The organism is Bartonella sp. AP3QHHD (assembly GCF_042195765.1).
Lineage (GTDB): Bacteria > Pseudomonadota > Alphaproteobacteria > Rhizobiales > Rhizobiaceae > Bartonella.
In genome coordinates this window covers 241,204-260,880 of record NZ_JBHIPC010000085.1, presented here as the reverse complement: position 1 = coordinate 260,880, position 19,677 = coordinate 241,204, and the positions used below count along the sequence as shown (strand labels likewise).

Here is a 19,677-nt window from a genome sequence, read left to right as displayed (position 1 = left end):
CTAAAATAAATATACATATTATAATGAGAGAGGTTTGTCGTATGGCCGAAGGTGAAATGAATAACAGTGGTGGAGAGCCGGTTTTTGCTGTATTAACTCAATATTTAAAAGATTTATCATTCGAAAACCCTGGTGCTCCTCGTTCATTGCGTGCACGTGAAAAATCACCACAAATTGATATCAATATTAACGTCAATGCTAACCCAATTGGTGATGACAATTACGATGTCGTTTTGTCTCTCTCCGTCAAAGCCAATGATGAAACTGAAACCTTGTTTCATGTAGAACTTATTTACGGTGGTGTTTTCCACCTTAAAAACATTCCACAAGAACATGTTATGCCACTGGTCTTTATTGAATGTCCCCGTCTTTTATTTCCATTTGCTCGCCAAATTATATCTGATGCTACTCAAAGTGGTGGTTTTCCACCTTTGTGGATTGATCCTATTGATTTTGCAGCACTCTTCCAAAAGCGTCTTTCTGAAGAACAAAAAGACAATCAAATACAGCCCTCTTAAAAATTTATTTTTTTGCTATCAAAAAGCCCCTTGATATATTATTGGTATATTAGGGGCTTTTTTCCTTTAGACGACTTTTGCGGCATGATAAGCCGCAAGCATTGCAATATTGACAACATCTGTATCGCTTCCACTAAACGGTACAATTTGGACAGATTTTTCCAATCCAATTAAAATAGGACCAATGATGGTTGCTTCACCGAGTTCTTGTAACATTTTGCTTGCAATGGAAGATGCGTGATATCCAGGCATAACCAAAATGTTAGCAGGCTCCGTTAATCCCATAAATGGATATTGCTGCATCAATTTGGAATTGAGTGCCACATCAGCACTCATTTCTCCATCAAACTCAAAATCAACTTTGCGTTCATGCAAAATATTAATCGCATCCTGAATTTGCTGCGTCGTCTTCCCTTTCATATAACCAAATGTAGAAAATGCTAAAAATGCTACCCGTGGTTGATATCCAAATCCTCGCACAAATGAAGCTGCTTGTTCCGCTATATCTGCAAGTTCTTCAGCATTAGGATTTTCATAAACGGCTGTATCCGTAATAAACACAATTCGTCCACGGCAAATAGCCATTGAAATACCAATCAATCGTTCTTTTGGTTTTTCATCAATTGCACGACGTATATCGATCAACGCTGTTTCATAATTGCGTGTCACCCCTGTAACCATTGCATCAGCATCTCCTAGTGCCACCATACACGCAGCAAAATAATTGCGATCATTATTGATACGACGATGACAATCACGCAACAGCCAACCTTGACGCTGCATTTTTTTATAAAGATAATTCGCATAAGCATCTGTACGGCAAGAAAGCTTAGCATTCATAATAGAAATACCTTCACGCTCCAGATCAATTCCAGCGATAACAGCCGCTTCTCTTACTTGCTCTTCACGACCAACCAAAATCGCTTGTCCCAATTTTTGATGAACATAGGAAACGGCTGCCCGCATAACTTGCTCTTCTTCACCTTCTGCAAAGACAATTTGTTTTGGCGCTTGACGAACATGGTTATAAACCCCACGCATCATCGAGGAAGTAGGATCACGTCTCGCATTCAAATCGCGCTCATAGGCCTCTAAATCATCTATGTTCTTTTGCGCAACACCGCTTTCCATTGCTGCTTTTGCTACCGCTATTGAAACAACCGTAAATAAACGCGGATCAAAAGGAACAGGGATGATATAGTTAGGACCAAACTTTAATCGCTTTCCATGATAAGCTTCTGCAACGCTGTCAGGCACTTCTTCATGCGCTAAATTAGCAAGAGCCTTTGCCGCAGCAATCTTCATGTCTTCATTAATAACTCTTGCACGCACATCAAGCGCACCACGAAATATATAAGGAAAACAAAGAACATTATTAATCTGATTTGGATAATCGGAACGTCCTGTTGCGACAATGGCATCATGACGCACTTGCATAACCTCTTCCGGCGTAATTTCTGGATCGGGATTAGCCATAGCAAAAATGATCGGCTGGGGTGCCATGGATCTTACCATTTCAGGAGTAAGAGCACCTTTAGCAGAAACCCCAAAAAATATATCTGCACCTTCCATTGCTTCCATAAGCGTACGTTTATCTGTTTGAATAGCATGCGCAGATTTCCACTGATTCATTCCCTCTTTGCGTCCTTCATAGACCACACCCTTTGTGTCACATAATATGATATTTTCGGAACGAAAGCCCATCGCTTTAATCAATTCAATACAAGCAATCCCTGCAGAACCAGCACCATTACAGACTAACCGCGTATTTTGCATATCGCGCCCTGTTAAAGTCAAAGCATTGAGAACACCCGCAGCAACAATAATCGCTGTACCGTGTTGATCATCGTGAAAAACAGGTATATTCATCATCTCGCGTAGGCGGCTTTCAATCATAAAGCACTCTGGCGCCTTAATGTCTTCAAGATTAATTCCACCAAAAGAAGGTTCTAAATGGCGCACCAAATTGATAAAACTTTCTGTATCGTTTATATCAATTTCTAAATCAATGGAATCAATATCCGCAAAACGCTTAAACAACACTGCTTTGCCTTCCATGACCGGCTTAGAGGCAAGTGCCCCTAAGTTGCCTAACCCTAAAATAGCGGTTCCATTTGAAATAACAGCAACAAGATTACCTTTTGCTGTATAATCATAAGCTAGCGCTGGATTTTGAGCAATTGCCTTAACTGGAACTGCAACACCTGGTGAATAAGCAAGTGCTAAATCATGCTGTGTTGCCATAGACTTTGTTGCAATAATCTCAAGCTTTCCTGGTCGACCACGACTATGAAAATCTAGAGCTTCTCTTTCGCTCGCACTGTAAACAGTTTGAGACATTTTCTGATCCTGCTCGCTCTTTTTCATCTCACTTTATTTTCTCCAAAAACAGTGTAAATTTTGCTTGATAATGCGTATAGTCATTAAATTTGATTCATATATTAGAAATCGCTATTCTTGCCTTAGCAAATCTGATGATGCGTTGCAATTTAGAGATAAATAGATATTGAAGTAAACAAAAAAGAGTAAAAACTTCACTTAAAGGAAACAGGCCTCGTACAAATGGATAAAAAAAACAATCATAAAAATAATTTAATTCCACAGCCTGCCTCCCCATCTGCTTCCTCTCAAGAACGTCTTACACCTATGATGGAGCAGTACATAGAAATCAAAGCCGTCCATCATGATTCCCTTCTCTTTTACCGAATGGGGGATTTTTATGAATTATTTTTTAATGATGCGATTGAAGCTGCTCAGGCTTTAGGAATCACACTCACAACACGCGGAAAACATTTAGGACAAGATATTCCTATGTGCGGTGTTCCCGTTCATGCAGCAGATGATTATTTACAAAAACTGATTGCTTGTGGTTACCGAGTTGCTGTTTGTGAACAAATAGAAGATCCTGCTGAAGCAAAAAAACGTGGCTCAAAATCTGTTGTTCGGCGTGATGTTGTTCGCCTTGTAACCCCTGGAACGATAACAGAAGAAAAACTCCTTGATCCAACACGCGCAAATTATTTTATGACACTTTCCCGTATAAAAACTAGCGATGGAGAGGAATTTGCTCTTTCTTGGATTGATATCTCAACAGGCATATTTCGTGTAACAGAGAGCCGCCAAGAAAAACTTTTAGCAGATATTATGCGTGTGGATCCACAAGAAATCATTGTTTCTGATTCATTTTTTCATGATAAATCTCACAAGTCACTTTTTAGTGTTCTTGATCGTATCGTTTCACCTCAACCTGCTTGTCTCTTTGATGCACTCACCGCTGAACGCGATATTTGCAATTATTTTAAACTCTCAACTCTTGAAGGCGTTGCCGATTATTCACGCTGTGAACTCTCTGCAATTGTAGCTGCTATTCGTTATATCGAAAAAACACAAATCACGCATCGCCCTCCCCTCATGCAGCCTGAGCGCCAAAATGAAAGTGCAACTCTTTTTATTGATGCTGCAACCAGACTAAGCCTTGAACTTATTCGAACGACATCAGGTCAACGGGATGGAAGTTTATTAAAAGCTATTGATCGCACTGTAACAGGAGGAGGATCACGCCTTCTTATTGACCGCCTTATTGCTCCCCTCACAACTCCTTCAGCTATTGATACGCGTTTGGATTCTATCGATTTTTTTCTACATAATCCTTCTCTTGCGGAAGCGATAAAACTTATTTTAAAGGGGGGACCAGATATGCCCCGCGCCGTTTCACGTTTGGCTCTTGGACGAGGAGGTCCCCGTGATATGGCGACAATCCAGCGCGGCTTTGAAATCATTCGTGAATTGCATCAACTTCTTAATAATGAGCTTCTGCCTCAAGAAATAAGTGATGTACAACAGGTGTTCTCAAACTTACCTACAGCGTTGTACTTTCATTTAGAACAAACATTAGCTGATGATCTCCCACTCCTTAAACGTGATGGTGGTTTTATTCGTTCAAATTATCATAAAGAGCTCGATGAAATGCGTGCTTTACGTGATGAATCGCGCCGTGTCATTGCTGAACTTCAAGCGCAATATGCCCAAGAAACAGATATTAAGACTCTTAAAATAAAGCATAATAATATTCTAGGTTATTTCATTGAAGTAACCAGCACACAAGCATCTGCCCTTACAAATAATCCACAAGCTAAAGCACGTTTTATTCATCGGCAAACAATGGCAAACGCTATGCGTTTTACGACAACAGAGCTTGCTGACCTTGAAAGCCGTATTGCCCACGCTGCCAATCACGCATTGACACTTGAACTAGAGATTTTTGATATTCTCGTTCAGGAAATTACCGAACAAGTTGATTTTATTCGTAAAGCCTCTGAAGCACTTGCTATTTTAGATGTCTCTGTCGCTTTAGCATATCTTGCTGAAGAACAAGGATATTGCCGCCCTAAAATTGATCTTTCACTTACCTTTCATATTACAGCAGGACGCCATCCTGTCGTCGAGCAAGCACTCCGCAAACAAGCAGCAGAACCTTTTATTGCCAATAATTGTGATCTCTCTGTACAAGAAAATCAGCAATATGCAGCAATCTGGCTGTTGACAGGGCCTAATATGGGAGGAAAATCAACTTTTTTGCGGCAAAATGCTCTCATTGCTATTATGGCGCAAATGGGGTCCTTCGTTCCAGCAACTTCAGCACATATTGGTATCGTTGATCGCCTATTTAGTCGCGTTGGGGCTTCCGATGATCTTGCACGGGGGCGCTCAACCTTTATGATGGAAATGGTTGAAACAGCAACGATTCTCAATCATGCTAGCCATCATTCCCTTGTTATTCTTGATGAAATAGGGCGTGGGACATCAACTTTTGATGGACTTTCTATTGCTTGGGCTGCTGTTGAATATCTCCATGAAGTTAACCATTGTCGTGCTATTCTCGCTACCCATTTTCATGAAATGACTGCACTTACCGAAAAACTTGACAGACTGCATAATGTAACCATGAAAGTCAAAAATTGGGATGGTGATGTAGTTTTTCTTCATGAAATCACACCAGGAGCTGCTGACCGTTCCTATGGTGTACAAGTCGCAAAGCTTGCTGGACTTCCCCCAGCCGTTATTACACGAGCAACAGATGTACTCCATCAATTAGAACAAGGTGAAATGGCTGGAAAAGGACATAAACTCATTGATGATTTACCACTCTTTTCTCTTAAAGCAACATCTCCCGTCAATGAAGCAAGAAACAAACATTGTGTACTTCACGAAGCTTTAAAAAATATCCATCCCGATGAACTCTCCCCTAAACAAGCTTTAGAAGCAATTTACCACCTCAAACAGCTTGAAAAGAGTAACCCTTTATAGAAAACAAATGTTATTTTTTATTAAAAAGCTTTCTTAATAGGAGATAAAGTATCCCTTTTTGATATGCCACAGCACAAACTGTTGTTTACCGTATTCCCATCTCTTTTCTACACAATATATTTTGATAAGTGTAATGCATATAGAGGCAAAATCCTATGCATTATATTTCATATTTCCTTAGATCAACATTGGCCCGTATACAAAAAATTGGTCAATATCGACTATTTTTACAAGATAGTCGTTTTTTGCAAAGATTGTCATGAAATCTCCTCCACCTTGCAAATACGCAACATTTAATGAATTATGCTTTTTCACAATCAATATTATTGTTATCATAGCAACAGTTTTAGTTTAAAGCTGTCGGTGTTGGGATGCCTCCCCATTTTTCATAATAAATTCATGGATAATGGATCTCGCATTTTCTTCACATTTTAAGTTATGCTTCACATTTTAAGTTATAAAGAGCTCTTTTACTGTTTTCATATGAAACATATAATCAGATATATCACAGCAGTACTTTATTTTCATAAACATCCTTGAACTCCTTCCCGCACCTCAAAGGATAAGGATTTTCATTCGAATCAAGTCTGCAAACAGTCCAGATTCTAAGGGATTTACCTTAACTTCCTAGTCATGTAATTCACTTAAACTCAAAGTTTGATAAACAAGTCTAAGAATATTCACCACACACTAAATATATTAAGTAGGATGCCGTATATCACAGCTCTAAATGACAGTGTTTTTACGGTACAACAAGATAATGCCACCAGTACAATAAATATCTTTCATAAATATAAGAACAGGAAATCGTAATTTCGTATAAAATTGAAATATGATATGAAACGTAATCATACCATATCTATCTTTATCTGTCTTACATAGCTGCTAAAATAAGCAATCCGCAGCAGCTTTTAGTTGTATTGATAGCTTTTTAATCATACTGATCATGACTCGAAATATTCTGATAAGCTCATAAAATAATTAGCTTAGAATATCGTGTAAAAGATGCAAAAAATCAGAATACTATCTCTCTTTTATAAGACGCATCATTCATCTCATCAAATATTACGTACTGCACCCTTTGCAGCAGATGTGGTCATCGCTGCATAGGCTTTGAGAGCCTTTGAAACTTTACGCTGACGCTTCTCAATCGGTTGCCAAGCGCCTTTTCCTTTTGCTTCCATCTTAGAACGGCGCTGCTTCATCTCAACGTTATCCACCAACATATGAATTCTACGATTTGGAATATCAATTTCTATGATATCCCCCTCCTCCACCAACGCAATTTCTCCTCCTTCAGCAGCTTCTGGTGAAATATGTCCTATCGAGAGCCCTGAACTTCCCCCTGAAAAACGTCCATCCGTAACAAGTGCACAAACCTTGCCCAATCCTTTAGATTTGAGATAACTTGTTGGATAAAGCATTTCTTGCATTCCAGGTCCACCACGTGGACCTTCATAACGGATTAAAACAATTTCACCTGTTTTAATCTTATCAGTTAATATAGCTGAAACAGCTGAATCTTGGCTTTCAAAAATTCTTGCCGGACCTTTAAAAGTTAAAATTGATTGATCAACGCCTGCTGTTTTTACAATGCAGCCATCTTTTGCAAGATTTCCATAAAGAACTGCCAATCCTCCATCTTGTGAATATGCGTGTTCCCTATCGCGAATCACACCTTTTTCACGATCAAGGTCAAGGCTCTCATAGCGACAAGATTGACTAAAAGCTGTCTGTGTTGGAATACCACCAGGAGCGGCACGATAAAATGCATGAACTGTTGGCTCATTAGTTTGCTTTACATCCCAACGGTAAAGAGCTTCTTTCATTGTTTTTGCGTGAACCGTATAAGTTGATGTATCAATGAGTCCCGCCGCATCCAGTTCGCCTAAAAGCCCCATAATACCACCAGCGCGATGAACATCTTCCATATGTACATTTGCAACAGCAGGAGCAACCTTACATAAAACAGGAACACGACGTGAAAGATGATCAATATCCGTCATGGTAAAATCCACCTCACCTTCTTGCGCCGCGGCTAAAAGATGCAGTACTGTATTGGTTGATCCCCCCATGGCAATATCAACGGTCATTGCATTTTCAAAAGCCTTGCGTGAAGCAATAGAGCGCGGCAAGACTGTTTCATCATCTTTTTCATAATAACGTTTAACCAATGCAACAATCTGTTTTCCAGCTTCTTCAAAAAGCATCCGTCGATCTGCATGTGTTGCTAACATTGATCCATTTCCGGGAAGCGAAAGCCCCAATGCTTCCGTTAAGCAATTCATGGAGTTGGCTGTAAACATTCCTGAACAAGAACCACATGTAGGACAAGCAGCACGCTCCATTTCAGCCACTTCTTCTTCTGAATTCTGTTCTGAAGCTGCTGCAACCATGGCATCGACCAAATCAACCGTTAGATCTTGATCCTTCCATTTAATCTTACCTGCTTCCATAGGACCGCCTGAAACAAAGATTGTCGGAATATTCAACCGTAAAGCAGCCATTAACATACCAGGCGTAATTTTGTCACAATTAGAAATACAGACAAGTGCATCTGCACAATGTGCATTAACCATATACTCTACAGAATCAGCAATGATTTCACGTGAGGGCAACGAATAGAGCATTCCATCGTGCCCCATCGCAATTCCATCATCTACAGCAATGGTATTAAATTCTTTCGCAACACCACCGGCAACTGCTATCTGTTGTGCGACTAATTGCCCAAGATCTTTTAAATGAACATGCCCTGGTACAAATTGTGTAAAAGAATTCGCAATCGCAATAATGGGTTTACCAAAATCAGTATCTTTCATCCCTGTTGCACGCCAAAGTCCGCGGGCTCCTGCCATATTACGCCCGTGGGTTGATATTCTTGAACGGTAAGAAGGCATTATTTTTTTCCCCTCAAATAATTCCATTTTGCTTTTTGTGCTGTAACTTCATTATAAAAACAAGAGCTTTAATATTCAAAAGAGAAAAATACCTTGTACTGCGGCATTTGAAGCACAAAATTAAAAGCTCTGCATAAACTTTTTCATAAAGCCTTTGTTTTTTATTACCTGTTAATCAACATCTAATCCTTGTGCAAGTCCACGTTTGAGACAAATATCAAAACGCTTCAGTGTGACATGAACAGTTCCAGATTTTTGTATGCCAGATTTGGTTAGTATATTGCATCTATCTGTTTGCGTAATCTCTGGAATTGGAAAGAATATAAAGAAATCGTGGTAAAAATCTATTATCTCCTTACAATTCAGCTTTACACCTTTCAAACGCATTCATAAAAATATCTTTTAAATAATGATGACGCATTATCTCATGCTTTTGTTTTTACACTCTTCAATAGAGCTACTCCCCTCAGGAAGAACAAAACACACCAAACAAAATACACTTGTATAGCCTTTATGTACTCATTTTAAAGAGACATCTTTCAATGCACTCGAGCCCATTTCACGATAGCGCCTATGAATGGTATAACAGCCCCCGTGAATAATATAAATCTATAAGGGACATCTTCACACTTATGAAGAAGATAACTGACACCATCATACATTTTTCTCATCCCCAATATTGCGAACATCCTTGGTAATTAAGACAATTAACAAGAGATATTTTTATTCCTTCCTTCAAGCGTTTTTATCTACACGGCCTTCCCTGCGTGTGACATACAAGCAAGTGACTTTAATTGTTTTAATACAAGAGGATCTAAAATGAGAGAACCTTATGATATTCGGGACTCTCATTCCAGTTGTAAAAAATTAATTATGAATATAAACCAATACTTATCTCATTATAACTCACATTACACCCTTTACGAAAAAACAGATAGAATTTACAAAGAGTACAGCGTTTTCTCGTAAGGTAATCTAGTGCAGAGTTACAATTTGTAGTTCATGCTCATTGGCTCCAGCAAGAGCGATAGAACGCTCATCGGATAAAATGATAGGATAACCTGTTTCACCAAAGAGAGCCCATATCGTAATGCCTGGGGTCATCGGTGGAAGATCTGGAAAGTTTTTAGCCAGATCATCTGTACAAACTTTTTTTAAATAGGCAATCTGTCCCGCATCAGAGTAGGATGTGTTCTGAAACGACAAGTTTTGTTTGTGTTCTCCCATTTCACTGTTCCTTTACGCCTTAACTTTTATGACTCACCACTACTGACTTTAATTGGAATCTGTTTTATTTCTTTTTTTAATTTTGGTTGATACAGATTAATTGATAAAAGACCATTTTTCAACTCTGCATTTGTAACATGCATCCCTTCCGCGAGAACAAAGGTTCGCTGGAATTGTCGCGCAGCTATACCGCGATATAAATATTGATGATTTTGGTTGTCTGTTTGTTTACCATGAATAACCAATTGATTATCATCGAGTAAAATATTAAGATGGTTAATCTTAAATCCAGCAACAGCCAAAGTTATCCGGATATGATTTGCATCATCACTTTTATGCAAACGTTCAATATTATAGGCTGGGTAAGCCTCATCAGCTTTACCGATACGTTGCAATATTTTTTCTACGGTTTCAAACCCTAAAAGAAAAGGATTGGAGAAAGGCGTCACATGTGTCATTCATGAGTATCCTCTTTAAAACGGCTTTACTTGACCAAACTCTATAAAAGTGTTCGCTGCACTCCTCTCATATGGCGAGCGTGAATGATAACTTCAAGAGAGAAGATTTAAGAGAGTTCAATGCCTCAAAGTAACATAAAATTATCAAAGGTGCGAAATTTATCTAGTATATTGTATAATAAAGATGAAATTGCGGAAATATTTCGCCGTTTTTCTGTGCAACGCCCAACACCTAAGAGTGATCTTAACTATATAAATACTTTTACACTTTTAGTTGCCGTTGTGCTTTCGGCTCAAGCGACAGATGTAAGCGTTAATAAAGCGACAAAAGAATTATTTTGCCTTGCTGATCAACCGGAAAAAATGGTTGCATTAGGGGAAGAAGAAATAGCAAATCATATCCGTTCAATTGGCCTTTGGCGTGCAAAAGCACGTAATGTTTATGCGCTTTGCAACTGTTTAATTGATTATTATGGCGGTCAAGTACCCGATACGCGTGAAGCACTCATGGCCCTTCCTGGAGTGGGGCGCAAAACGGCTAATGTGGTCTTGAATGTTGCTTTTGGTCAGCCTACATTGGCAGTAGATACACATATTTTTCGCTTAAGCAATCGTCTTGGTTTGGCGCCTGGCAAAACACCAGAAATTGTTGAGAAAAAATTATTAAAGATTATACCGGTTCATTATATTCGCCATGCGCATCATTGGCTAATTTTACATGGTCGCTATATTTGTCAAGCCCGTAAACCACAATGTACGCAATGCATTATTGCCGATTTATGTAAAGCAGCCATCAAAACAAATGCAATTCCAGCACCTTTGGTTGAGCTTCAAGGCAATGGAGCGCCGATTTTTTTGTAATACGGTCTTGCTATTTTGTGTATACTAGCTTATGAAAACGTCTTTAAGAGCCGCCCGGCAGGGCATGCCGTGGCTGTTTAAATGCTTGTTCAAGCGTTGGTCCGCTTGAGTGAATAAAATGTTTGATTGAATAAATTAATGTACGGAGTAGCAAAATGCCCAAGATGAAGACCAAATCATCCGCTAAAAAGCGGTTTAAAATCACTGCGTCAGGCAAAATTAAAGTAGCAGCTGCCGGTAAGCGCCACGGCATGATTAAGCGTTCGAATAAATTTATTCGCGATGCACGTGGAACAATGGTTTTGTGTGAACAAGATGCTAAAAAAGTCATTCAGCATTATTTGCCGAATGGTATTTAAACCTTACGCTTTTGATTTTGAGGAGATTATAATATGGCTCGTGTGAAAAGAGGTGTGACAGCACACGCTAAGCACAAAAAAGTTCTTAAACAGGCTGAAGGTTTTTACGGTCGTCGTAAAAATACCATTCGTGCAGCTAAAGCAGCGGTTGATCGTTCAAAGCAATACGCTTATCGTGATCGCAAAAATAGGAAACGTACTTTCCGTGCTTTGTGGATTCAGAGAATTAATGCGGCTGTTCGCGCAGAAGGTTTAACTTATGGACGTTTTATTGATGGCTTATCAAAAGCCGGTATTGAGGTTGATCGTAAGGTTCTTTCAGATATAGCAATCCATGAGGCAGAAGCATTTTCTGCTTTAGTAGCTTCGGCAAAAAAAGCTTTAGAATATTTAAAAGATACGACACCTAATGCTTTCGAAGGCGCTGTCAAATAAGCCAGTCGTGTTCTCTTAAAGCATTCATTTATTCGAGGTCCCGTGCTGGCTATTGCGAGTGCGGGTTTTTCTTTATTAAAAAATAGGCAAAAATATGAATGATATTGAGCATCTGGAACAAGAAATTTGTTTAGCCTTAGAGGCAGCAGGTGATGAACAAGCACTTGAAGAAGTGCGTATTGCAGCATTGGGTAAAAAAGGTAGTATCTCTGAAAAATTAAAAGAATTAGGAAAAATGGATGCTGGCGAGCGCCATAAAGTTGGACCAGTTCTTAATGGATTAAAAAATCGCATTTTAGAATTATGGGCACAAAAGCGTGATCTTTTGAAAAGACAGGCAATGGATGCCCGTCTTTCTCGTGAAACAGTTGATGTTACCTTGCCTGTTCGCTCTTCACCTATAGAACGGGGACGCATTCATCCTATTTCACAAGTGATTGAGGAAATTATTGCCATTTATACAAAGTTGGGTTTTTCTCTTGCAGAGGGACCTGATATTGAAACAGATTATTATAATTTTACGGCATTGAATTTTCCTGAAGGGCATCCAGCGCGTGAAATGCATGATACCTTCTTTTTTGATGTTGATAAAATGGGAGAACGAAAATTATTGCGAACCCATACATCACCCGTACAAATTCGTACACTAGAAAAACAAAAAGCACCGATACGAATCATTATTCCTGGAAAAACTTACCGCATGGATTCGGATGCAACACATTCTCCCATGTTCCATCAGGTAGAAGGTCTTGTCATCGATAAAACCTCCACCATTGCCCATATGATGTGGCTACATGAAACCTTTTGTAAAGAATTTTTTGAAGTTCCCTCTGTAAAAATGCGTTTTCGTCCCTCTTTTTTCCCTTTTACCGAACCATCTATGGAAGTGGATATTCAATGTGATCGTTCTGGTTCAGAAGTAAAGTTCGGAGAAGGACAGGATTGGTTGGAAATTTTAGGATGCGGAATGGTGCATCCCCAGGTGTTGAAAAATGTTGGTTTAGATCCCGATGAATATCAAGGTTTTGCATGGGGCATGGGCATTGATCGTATTGCCATGTTGAAATACGGTATGCCTGATTTGCGGGCTTTTTTTGATGCTGACCTGCGTTGGTTAGACCATTATGGCTTTCGTTGCTTTGATATGCCTGCTTTTTTTCCTAATAAAAACGTGTGATCTTAGTCATCGCTTTCATGTGAGGTTTTAAAATGAAGTTTACATTGTCGTGGTTAAAAGATCACTTAGAAACAAATGCATCTTTGAATGAAATTTGTGAAAAATTAACCGCTATCGGTCTTGAGGTTGATCACGTTGATGATCGGTCTTCTTTAAAAGGTTTTATGATTGCAAAAGTTTTAATAGCAATAAAACATCCTGATGCCGATAAACTTCAAATTTTATCAGTGGATACAGGAACTGCTACACCTGTTCAAGTTGTCTGTGGAGCACCAAATGCACGAGCAGGTCTTGTAGGTGTTCTGGCACTACCAGGCACTTATATCCCAGGACTTGATGTGACATTATCTGTAGGAAAAATCCGCGGGGTTGAAAGTTTTGGGATGATGTGTTCGCAAGCGGAGCTTGAATTATCAAATGAACATGAGGGAATTATCGAACTTCCAGAAGATGCACCTATTGGAGATTCATTTGCAGCTTATGCTGGTTTAGATGATCCGATCATTGATATTGGTTTGACCCCCAATCGTTCCGATTGTACAGGTGTTCGCGGTATTGCTCGTGATCTTTCTGCCGCTGGAATGGGAAAATTAAAAGAATTATCTTTGTCAAAATTTGAGCCTTCTTTTGAAACACCTCTCGATGTTTCATTAGATTTTTCGCAAGGTTCATCATTATGTTTAGGTTTCGCTTGGCGTGAAGTACGCAATGTTCAAAATGGCGAATCACCACAGTGGATGCAACAGCGTTTGAATGCAATTGGTTTGAGACCGATTAATGCGCTTGTTGATATGACCAATTACATCAGTTTTGACCTTGGTCGTCCACTCCATGTTTTTGATGCAGATAAAATTAAAGGTAATTTGTGTGTACGTTGCGCGCGTGAGGGAGAGCAGCTTCAAGCACTGAACGGAAAAATCTATCATCTGGGCGCTAAGAATTGTGTCATTGCAGATGATGAGGGGGTTGTTTCGATTGCCGGTATCATGGGCGGTGAAAGAACGAGTTGTGATGAAACAACACATCGCGTTATTATTGAATCGGCGCTTTGGGATGCGCGAAGCATTGCACAAACAGGAAGAGCATTAGGTCTTATCAGTGATGCACGTTATCGATTTGAACGAGGTGTTGACCCGGCTTTTATAGAAACAGGACTTGAGATTGCAACAGAATTGGTCTTACGTCTTTGTGGTGGTGAAGTATCTAAAAAGAGGATCGTTGGCTATCAGCAACAAGAAATCAAACAGATCGCTTTTCCTTTTTCTGAAATTAAACGTTTAACAAATTTGGAAATAGAGCCTGAAAAAGTCATCTCTATTTTAACAAAACTTGGATTTTTTGTTGAAGGAAAAGGAGATGTTATTACGGTAAAAGTACCATCATGGCGCCCTGATATTATGAGTAAAGCCGATTTGGTGGAAGAGGTTATGAGAATTTATGGGTTAGATAAAATTAAACTTATTCCTTTGGAAAACTTTGCAGAAGGAAAAGATCAAATTTTAACATGCGCACAAATTCGTTCACGTGCTACACGTTTGGCTCTAGTGCAACGTGGTATGAAAGAAGCGGTAACATGGTCTTTTATTTCTGAAAATCAAGCTCTTGCTTTTGGAGGAGGTCAAGAAGAGCTTAAATTAGTTAATCCTATTGCTGCTGATATGTCAATGATGCGTCCTTCCCTTTTACCTAGTTTGATTATAGCGGCACAAAGAAATGCTGATCGTGGTTTTTTCGATCTTGCTTTGTTTGAAGTTTCAAGTATTTATGAGGGCGACACCCCTGATAAACAACACCGTGTTGTTAGTGGAATTCGTCGCGGAACAGAGCAATTTAAAGGGGCTGGGCGTTTTTGGAATGGAAATGCAACCGTCGTTGATGTTTTTGATGCCAAAGCAGATGCTTTAGCTATTTTAGAAGCATGCGATATGGATGTTGGGAAAGTGCAGATTGAAGTTGGAGCACCTGATTGGTATCACCCTGGTCGTTCAGGTGTCATAAAACTTGGATCAAAGATTATTCTTGGTTTTTTTGGTGTTTTTCATCCTGCTACATTAGAAAAGTTAGATGTCAGTGGACCTTTATGCGGCTTTGAAATTTTTCTAGACCGAATTCCAGAATCAAAGAAAAAAACGACCAAAAGCCGCCCTCCTTTGAAACTCTCACCTTTTCAAATGGTGCGGCGTGATTTTGCCTTTATAGCGGATAAAACTGTTGCCTCTTCTCTTATTATTCGGGCGGCAAGTGGAGCCGATAAAAAACTTATTCATTCAGTGCAGGTTTTTGATATTTTTGAAGATTTAAGCTTTGGTGAAGATAAAAAATCTGTTGCAATTGAAGTAACTATTCAGCCCATAGAACGGACTCTAACAGATGAAGATTTAGAAAAGCTTGCCTCAAAGATCGTGGATAATGTTACCAAAATGACAGGTGCATATTTACGCTACTGAGTATTCTCATTTTTTATGAGATATTTTACATGAAGTGGGAGCATTTTTGAGTGCTCCCTTTTTGTTTGGCATTCAAGAGCTATAGAACTTCTTGAAAGGGAACCTCCTTACCAAAACAAGCTGCTTAAATCATCAATTTTTTCAATATGAAAAAACTGTTTTTAAACATCTTGAAAAGTTATTTTTTCTCTTAATCCTTCATTGCAAATGTAAAAGATAACTGCTATTGCTAAATGATAATGCAAATTATTTGCAATAAAAAGAAGGCATATAAAGGAAAGAGAGAATCAATGAACGTAAGAACGTTTTTCACCATAGTTTTTGGAAGTGTTATTTTTTTTACACCCAATTTTGCTTTGTGTGCTGGTAAATTTAAAGCTGTTACGACATTCACTATCATTGCTGATATGGCACGCAATGTAGCAGGTGATGCCGCTGATGTTGAATCCATTACAAAACCAGGTGCGGAAATTCATGAATACCAACCCACCCCACGCGATCTTATGCGTGCTCAGGGAGCTAACCTTGTATTGTGGAATGGTTTAGAGTTAGAGCTTTGGTTTGAAAAGTTTTTTCAAAATATCAAGGATGTTCCAAGTGTTGTTGTTTCAAAAGGTATTATACCCATTAAAATTGGTGAGGGACCCTTTAGCGGTAAACCCAATCCTCATGCGTGGATGTCACCGACCTCTGCTTTGATTTACGTTGATAATATTCGCGATGCTTTTGTAAAATATGATCCTGAACATGCTGAAATTTATAAACAGAATGCTGAAATTTATAAACAGAAAATTCGTGCAACGATTGATCCAATTAGGGCTGAATTAGAAGCTGTACCGCAAGATAAACGTTGGCTTGTGACCAGTGAGGGGGCTTTTAGCTATTTGGCGCGTGATTTTGATCTAAAAGAACTTTATTTATGGCCCATCAATGCTGACCAACAAGGAACACCACAGCAGGTCAAGCATGTTATCGATATGGTTCGCAAATACAATATTCATGCAGTTTTTTCTGAAAGCACTATTTCCCCTGCGCCTGCCAAGCAGGTTGCCAGAGAAACAGGGGCTAAATACGGTGGTGTTCTTTATGTTGATTCTTTAAGTGAGAAAAATGGTGAGGTACCCACTTATATTGATTTATTACGTGTCACGAGTGGACGTATTAGCAATGCTTTAGTAGAGGGAGTAAAAAACCAATGACGGAATGTGGAATTTTTGCCCAAGGAGTAACGGTAACATATCGTAATGGACATACAGCTTTACGCGAAGTGAATTTTGAAAGTCCAAAGGGTTCTATTACGGCATTGGTTGGTGTTAATGGATCCGGTAAGTCAACGTTATTTAAAGCGATTATGGGGTTTGTACGCCCCTCAAAGGGAAAAATTCGTATGTTTGATTTGCCCGTTGATATAGCTTTGAAAAAAAATCTTATTGCTTATGTTCCTCAAAGTGAAGATGTTGATTGGAATTTTCCTGTCTTGGTTGAAGATGTTGTATTGATGGGGCGGTATGGTCATATGAATTTCTTTCGCTATGCCCGTACACAAGATTATGAAGCCGTTCGTATTGCCTTAGAACGCGTTGATATGTTGGCTTTTGCCAAGCGCCAAATTGGAGAACTTTCTGGTGGACAGAAAAAGCGTGTTTTTCTAGCGCGCGCTCTTGCACAGAAAGCAAAAGCTATTTTATTAGATGAGCCGTTTACAGGGGTTGACGTTACAACAGAAGATAAAATCATTGCTTTGTTACAAGATCTCCGTAAAGAAGGAGCAGTGATCTTGGTTTCAACTCACAATTTGGGTTCTGTTCGCGAATTTTGTGATCATACAGTTTTAATAAAAGGTACTGTTTTAGCTTCTGGGTTAACAGAAAAAATCTTTACAAAGGAAAATCTGGAGAAAACTTTTGGAGGGTCTTTGCACCACCATATTTTTGATCTTCAAACCACAAAAAAAAATGATGTTTTCATGGGAAGAAAGCAGTCTGCAGTTTGTGAAGATATTGAAAGAGTGGAGCACGTTGCATGATTTCTTGGTTGCTTGAGCCACTGAGCTATCAATATATGGTGAATGCAATGTGGGTTTCTGGGTTAGTTGGGTGTGTTTGTGCCTTTCTTTCAGCTTTTTTGATGTTAAAAGGTTGGTCATTGATTGGTGATGCACTTTCCCATTCGATTGTTCCTGGTGTAGCAGGAGCTTACCTTTTAGGGTTACCTTTTTCACTCGGCGCTTTTTTTTCTGGTGGTCTTGCAGCAGCAGCAATGCTCTTTTTTAACCACCGGACAAAGCTTAAAGAAGATACCATTATTGGGCTCATTTTTTCTTCCTTTTTTGCCTTTGGGTTGTTTCTCAAATCATTAAAACCAATGGCTGTTAATATTGATACGATTGTTTTGGGAAATATTTTAGCAGTGAGTTCAACAGATATTCTACAATTGGCTTTTATCGGCTTTGTTTCGTTGCTTATATTGCTTTTGAAATGGAAAGATCTTCTTGTGTCATTATTTGATGAAACGCATGCGCATGCCATTGGATTAAACGTAAAATTTTTAAAGATTCTCTTTTTCACATTGCTTGCCGCTTGTACTGTTGCTGCGATGCAAACCGTTGGAGCATTCTTAGTCATTTGTCTTGTTGTGACACCTGGGGCAACGGCCTATCTTTTAAGTGATCGTTTCGTGAACATCTTGGTTATTGCAGTTGTAATTGGAACCTTCACAAGTGTCTTGGGTGTTTATGTGAGTTATTTTTTGAATGCACAAACAGGGGGGGTTGTAGTGCTTTTTCAAGCATCTTTATTTGTTTTGGCTTTTATTTTTGCTCCTAAACATGGGTTTATTGCTGCGCGCTTACGCATAAATGCGGCAAAAAAGGGTGTAATATTATCATGATTGATCAATTACTGCTTCCGTTTCAGTTTTCTTTTATGCTTAAGGGTATGCTTATTGTCATGATTCTTTCTATTCCCATGGCGATGCTTTCCTGTTTTCTTATTTTGAAAGGATGGGCGCTGTTAGGCGATGCCATTTCTCATGCAGTTTTTCCAGGTGTTGTTGTTGGTTATATGACAACACCATGGGTAATCGCATTTTTAACTTCTTTGCCATTTGCTTGGTTTCAGCATATGCGTCCAGAGAATATTACAATGACTTTGATTACTTGCGGTGCTTTTGTTGCAGGAATGGTGTGTGCACTATTAACGGGTTTTTTAGGGAGCAATAGCCGTATCAAACAGGACACGGTGATGGGTGTGGTCTTTTCTTCAATGTTTGGTTTGGGGCTTGTTTTAGCCACGTCTATTTATAGTAGCTTAGATTTGAATCATATTCTATTTGGTAATCTCTTGGGTGTTAACTGGCTTGATATAACGCAGACGGCAATCATTTCCGCTGTTGTCACTTTTATTTTAGCAGCAAAATGGCGCGACTTTATGCTGTATATTTTTGACACAGTTCAAGGACGTGCAATGGGGTTACCAATATCTCTACTCCACTATACCCTGCTAACGATGATTTCTCTTACAATTGTTGCAGCTTTGAAAGCTGTAGGTATCGTACTCGTTATTTCTTTACTGATAGCACCAGGAGCAATTGCCTATCTTGTCACAAAGCGGTTTTCTTTTATGTTAATGATCGCGATACTTGTTGCAGCTTTTTCTGGTTTTTTAGGGATTTATCTCAGCTTATTTATCGGCTCTGATTCTGCTTCCACAATTGTGTTGATCTTGACGTTGATTTTTATGGCTATTTTCATGATGATTTTCTTTCGTCGAAACACAGTTCAAGAGACTTGAAAGTGTTAAAATTCATGCATATCAGCCATGCATTTTTATATATTGTTTCTCATTTTTATTTTAATTAGAGTCCGGGGTGCTAGGTTATTTTTCCTCCTAATATCTAGCAGGTGAATGCAGTAAATTTTCTCCCCCCCCAAAACTGCATTCTTAATTAAGAGGCTGCATTGATTTCTTCTGCAGCCTTTTTATTTTTTTGT

Annotated in this window: 15 protein-coding genes; 11 read left to right on the top strand and 4 right to left on the bottom strand. The window is 39.0% G+C overall.

The annotated features are described in order from the left end of the window. Positions 1–41: 41 nt before the first annotated feature. Positions 42–518: a protein-export chaperone SecB gene (gene secB, locus ACFIL7_RS06180; RefSeq protein ID WP_375617527.1), complete on the top strand. Its 477-nt coding sequence runs from the start codon at positions 42–44 to the stop codon at positions 516–518. Positions 519–584: 66 nt separating this feature from the next. Here the strand turns inward: secB and ACFIL7_RS06175 are convergent, their stop codons facing one another. After that, positions 585–2,885: an NADP-dependent malic enzyme gene (locus tag ACFIL7_RS06175; protein WP_375633693.1), complete on the bottom strand. Its 2,301-nt coding sequence runs from the start codon at positions 2,883–2,885 to the stop codon at positions 585–587. 195 nt (positions 2,886–3,080) lie between these two features. On the opposite strand from ACFIL7_RS06175, the gene mutS reads away from it, so the two are divergent. Beyond that, positions 3,081–5,825, top strand: coding sequence for a DNA mismatch repair protein MutS (mutS, locus tag ACFIL7_RS06170; protein WP_375633692.1), 2,745 nt, complete (start codon positions 3,081–3,083; stop codon positions 5,823–5,825). A 1,058-nt stretch (positions 5,826–6,883) separates the two neighbouring features. Here mutS and ilvD read toward each other — a convergent pair. The 3 genes from ilvD to ACFIL7_RS06155 all read right to left on the bottom strand — a co-directional run bounded on the left by ilvD (position 6,884) and on the right by ACFIL7_RS06155 (position 10,407). Next, complete coding sequence (gene ilvD, locus ACFIL7_RS06165; protein ID WP_375617524.1) at positions 6,884–8,722, bottom strand: dihydroxy-acid dehydratase; 1,839 nt, start codon at positions 8,720–8,722, stop codon at positions 6,884–6,886. A gap of 975 nt (positions 8,723–9,697) precedes the next feature. Further along, complete coding sequence (locus ACFIL7_RS06160; protein WP_012754519.1) at positions 9,698–9,949, bottom strand: DUF1150 domain-containing protein; 252 nt, start codon at positions 9,947–9,949, stop codon at positions 9,698–9,700. A 26-nt stretch (positions 9,950–9,975) separates the two neighbouring features. Next, the gene (locus tag ACFIL7_RS06155; protein ID WP_375612819.1) at positions 9,976–10,407 is read right to left on the bottom strand and encodes an Hsp20 family protein; all 432 of its coding nucleotides are present in this window, start codon (positions 10,405–10,407) and stop codon (positions 9,976–9,978) included. A 120-nt stretch (positions 10,408–10,527) separates the two neighbouring features. Here ACFIL7_RS06155 and nth point away from each other — a divergent pair, with 120 nt between their 5' ends. The 9 genes from nth (at position 10,528) to ACFIL7_RS06110 (ending at position 19,477) form a co-directional block, all read left to right on the top strand. After that, positions 10,528–11,268 (top strand): endonuclease III, encoded by a 741-nt coding sequence (gene nth, locus ACFIL7_RS06150; protein WP_375612818.1) that lies wholly within the window; start codon positions 10,528–10,530, stop codon positions 11,266–11,268. Positions 11,269–11,423: 155 nt separating this feature from the next. After that, positions 11,424–11,627 (top strand): 50S ribosomal protein L35, encoded by a 204-nt coding sequence (gene rpmI, locus ACFIL7_RS06145; RefSeq protein ID WP_183193590.1) that lies wholly within the window; start codon positions 11,424–11,426, stop codon positions 11,625–11,627. A 33-nt stretch (positions 11,628–11,660) separates the two neighbouring features. After that, entirely contained in the window at positions 11,661–12,062 is a 402-nt protein-coding gene (gene rplT / locus ACFIL7_RS06140) for a 50S ribosomal protein L20 (RefSeq protein WP_012754515.1), read from the top strand. A 94-nt stretch (positions 12,063–12,156) separates the two neighbouring features. Beyond that, entirely contained in the window at positions 12,157–13,239 is a 1,083-nt protein-coding gene (gene pheS / locus ACFIL7_RS06135; protein WP_375633688.1) for a phenylalanine--tRNA ligase subunit alpha, read from the top strand. 32 nt (positions 13,240–13,271) lie between these two features. Further along, positions 13,272–15,686 (top strand): phenylalanine--tRNA ligase subunit beta, encoded by a 2,415-nt coding sequence (pheT, locus tag ACFIL7_RS06130; protein ID WP_375683444.1) that lies wholly within the window; start codon positions 13,272–13,274, stop codon positions 15,684–15,686. A 290-nt stretch (positions 15,687–15,976) separates the two neighbouring features. Continuing rightward, positions 15,977–16,885: a metal ABC transporter substrate-binding protein gene (locus ACFIL7_RS06125; protein WP_375620851.1), complete on the top strand. Its 909-nt coding sequence runs from the start codon at positions 15,977–15,979 to the stop codon at positions 16,883–16,885. Next, entirely contained in the window at positions 16,882–17,712 is an 831-nt protein-coding gene (locus ACFIL7_RS06120) for a manganese/iron ABC transporter ATP-binding protein (protein WP_273790252.1), read from the top strand. The genes ACFIL7_RS06125 and ACFIL7_RS06120 overlap by 4 nt, the downstream gene beginning before the upstream one ends. Then, a complete protein-coding gene (locus ACFIL7_RS06115; protein WP_375611406.1) occupies positions 17,709–18,575 on the top strand; it encodes a metal ABC transporter permease in 867 nt (288 codons plus the stop codon). The genes ACFIL7_RS06120 and ACFIL7_RS06115 overlap by 4 nt, the downstream gene beginning before the upstream one ends. Continuing rightward, positions 18,572–19,477 carry a metal ABC transporter permease gene (locus ACFIL7_RS06110; protein ID WP_273790250.1) on the top strand — a complete coding sequence of 302 codons (906 nt, stop codon included), beginning with the start codon at positions 18,572–18,574 and terminating at the stop codon, positions 19,475–19,477. Before ACFIL7_RS06115 ends, ACFIL7_RS06110 begins: the two co-directional genes overlap by 4 nt. The last annotated feature ends 200 nt before the right edge of the window (positions 19,478–19,677 follow it).

Excerpts from the sequence above, each read along its gene's own strand:
- ACFIL7_RS06155 (WP_375612819.1), bottom strand. The coding sequence starts at position 10,407 with ATGACACATGTGACGCCTTTCTCCAATCCTTTTCTTTTAGGGTTTGAA.
- ilvD (WP_375617524.1), bottom strand. The coding sequence starts at position 8,722 with ATGCCTTCTTACCGTTCAAGAATATCAACCCACGGGCGTAATATGGCA.
- ACFIL7_RS06160 (WP_012754519.1), bottom strand. The coding sequence starts at position 9,949 with ATGGGAGAACACAAACAAAACTTGTCGTTTCAGAACACATCCTACTCT.
- nth (WP_375612818.1), top strand. The coding sequence starts at position 10,528 with ATGCCTCAAAGTAACATAAAATTATCAAAGGTGCGAAATTTATCTAGT.
- ACFIL7_RS06125 (WP_375620851.1), top strand. The coding sequence starts at position 15,977 with ATGAACGTAAGAACGTTTTTCACCATAGTTTTTGGAAGTGTTATTTTT.
- ACFIL7_RS06110 (WP_273790250.1), top strand. The coding sequence starts at position 18,572 with ATGATTGATCAATTACTGCTTCCGTTTCAGTTTTCTTTTATGCTTAAG.
- ACFIL7_RS06120 (WP_273790252.1), top strand. The coding sequence starts at position 16,882 with ATGACGGAATGTGGAATTTTTGCCCAAGGAGTAACGGTAACATATCGT.
- mutS (WP_375633692.1), top strand. The coding sequence starts at position 3,081 with ATGGATAAAAAAAACAATCATAAAAATAATTTAATTCCACAGCCTGCC.
- rpmI (WP_183193590.1), top strand. The coding sequence starts at position 11,424 with ATGCCCAAGATGAAGACCAAATCATCCGCTAAAAAGCGGTTTAAAATC.
- ACFIL7_RS06175 (WP_375633693.1), bottom strand. The coding sequence starts at position 2,885 with ATGAAAAAGAGCGAGCAGGATCAGAAAATGTCTCAAACTGTTTACAGT.
- pheS (WP_375633688.1), top strand. The coding sequence starts at position 12,157 with ATGAATGATATTGAGCATCTGGAACAAGAAATTTGTTTAGCCTTAGAG.
- ACFIL7_RS06115 (WP_375611406.1), top strand. The coding sequence starts at position 17,709 with ATGATTTCTTGGTTGCTTGAGCCACTGAGCTATCAATATATGGTGAAT.
- pheT (WP_375683444.1), top strand. The coding sequence starts at position 13,272 with ATGAAGTTTACATTGTCGTGGTTAAAAGATCACTTAGAAACAAATGCA.
- secB (WP_375617527.1), top strand. The coding sequence starts at position 42 with ATGGCCGAAGGTGAAATGAATAACAGTGGTGGAGAGCCGGTTTTTGCT.
- rplT (WP_012754515.1), top strand. The coding sequence starts at position 11,661 with ATGGCTCGTGTGAAAAGAGGTGTGACAGCACACGCTAAGCACAAAAAA.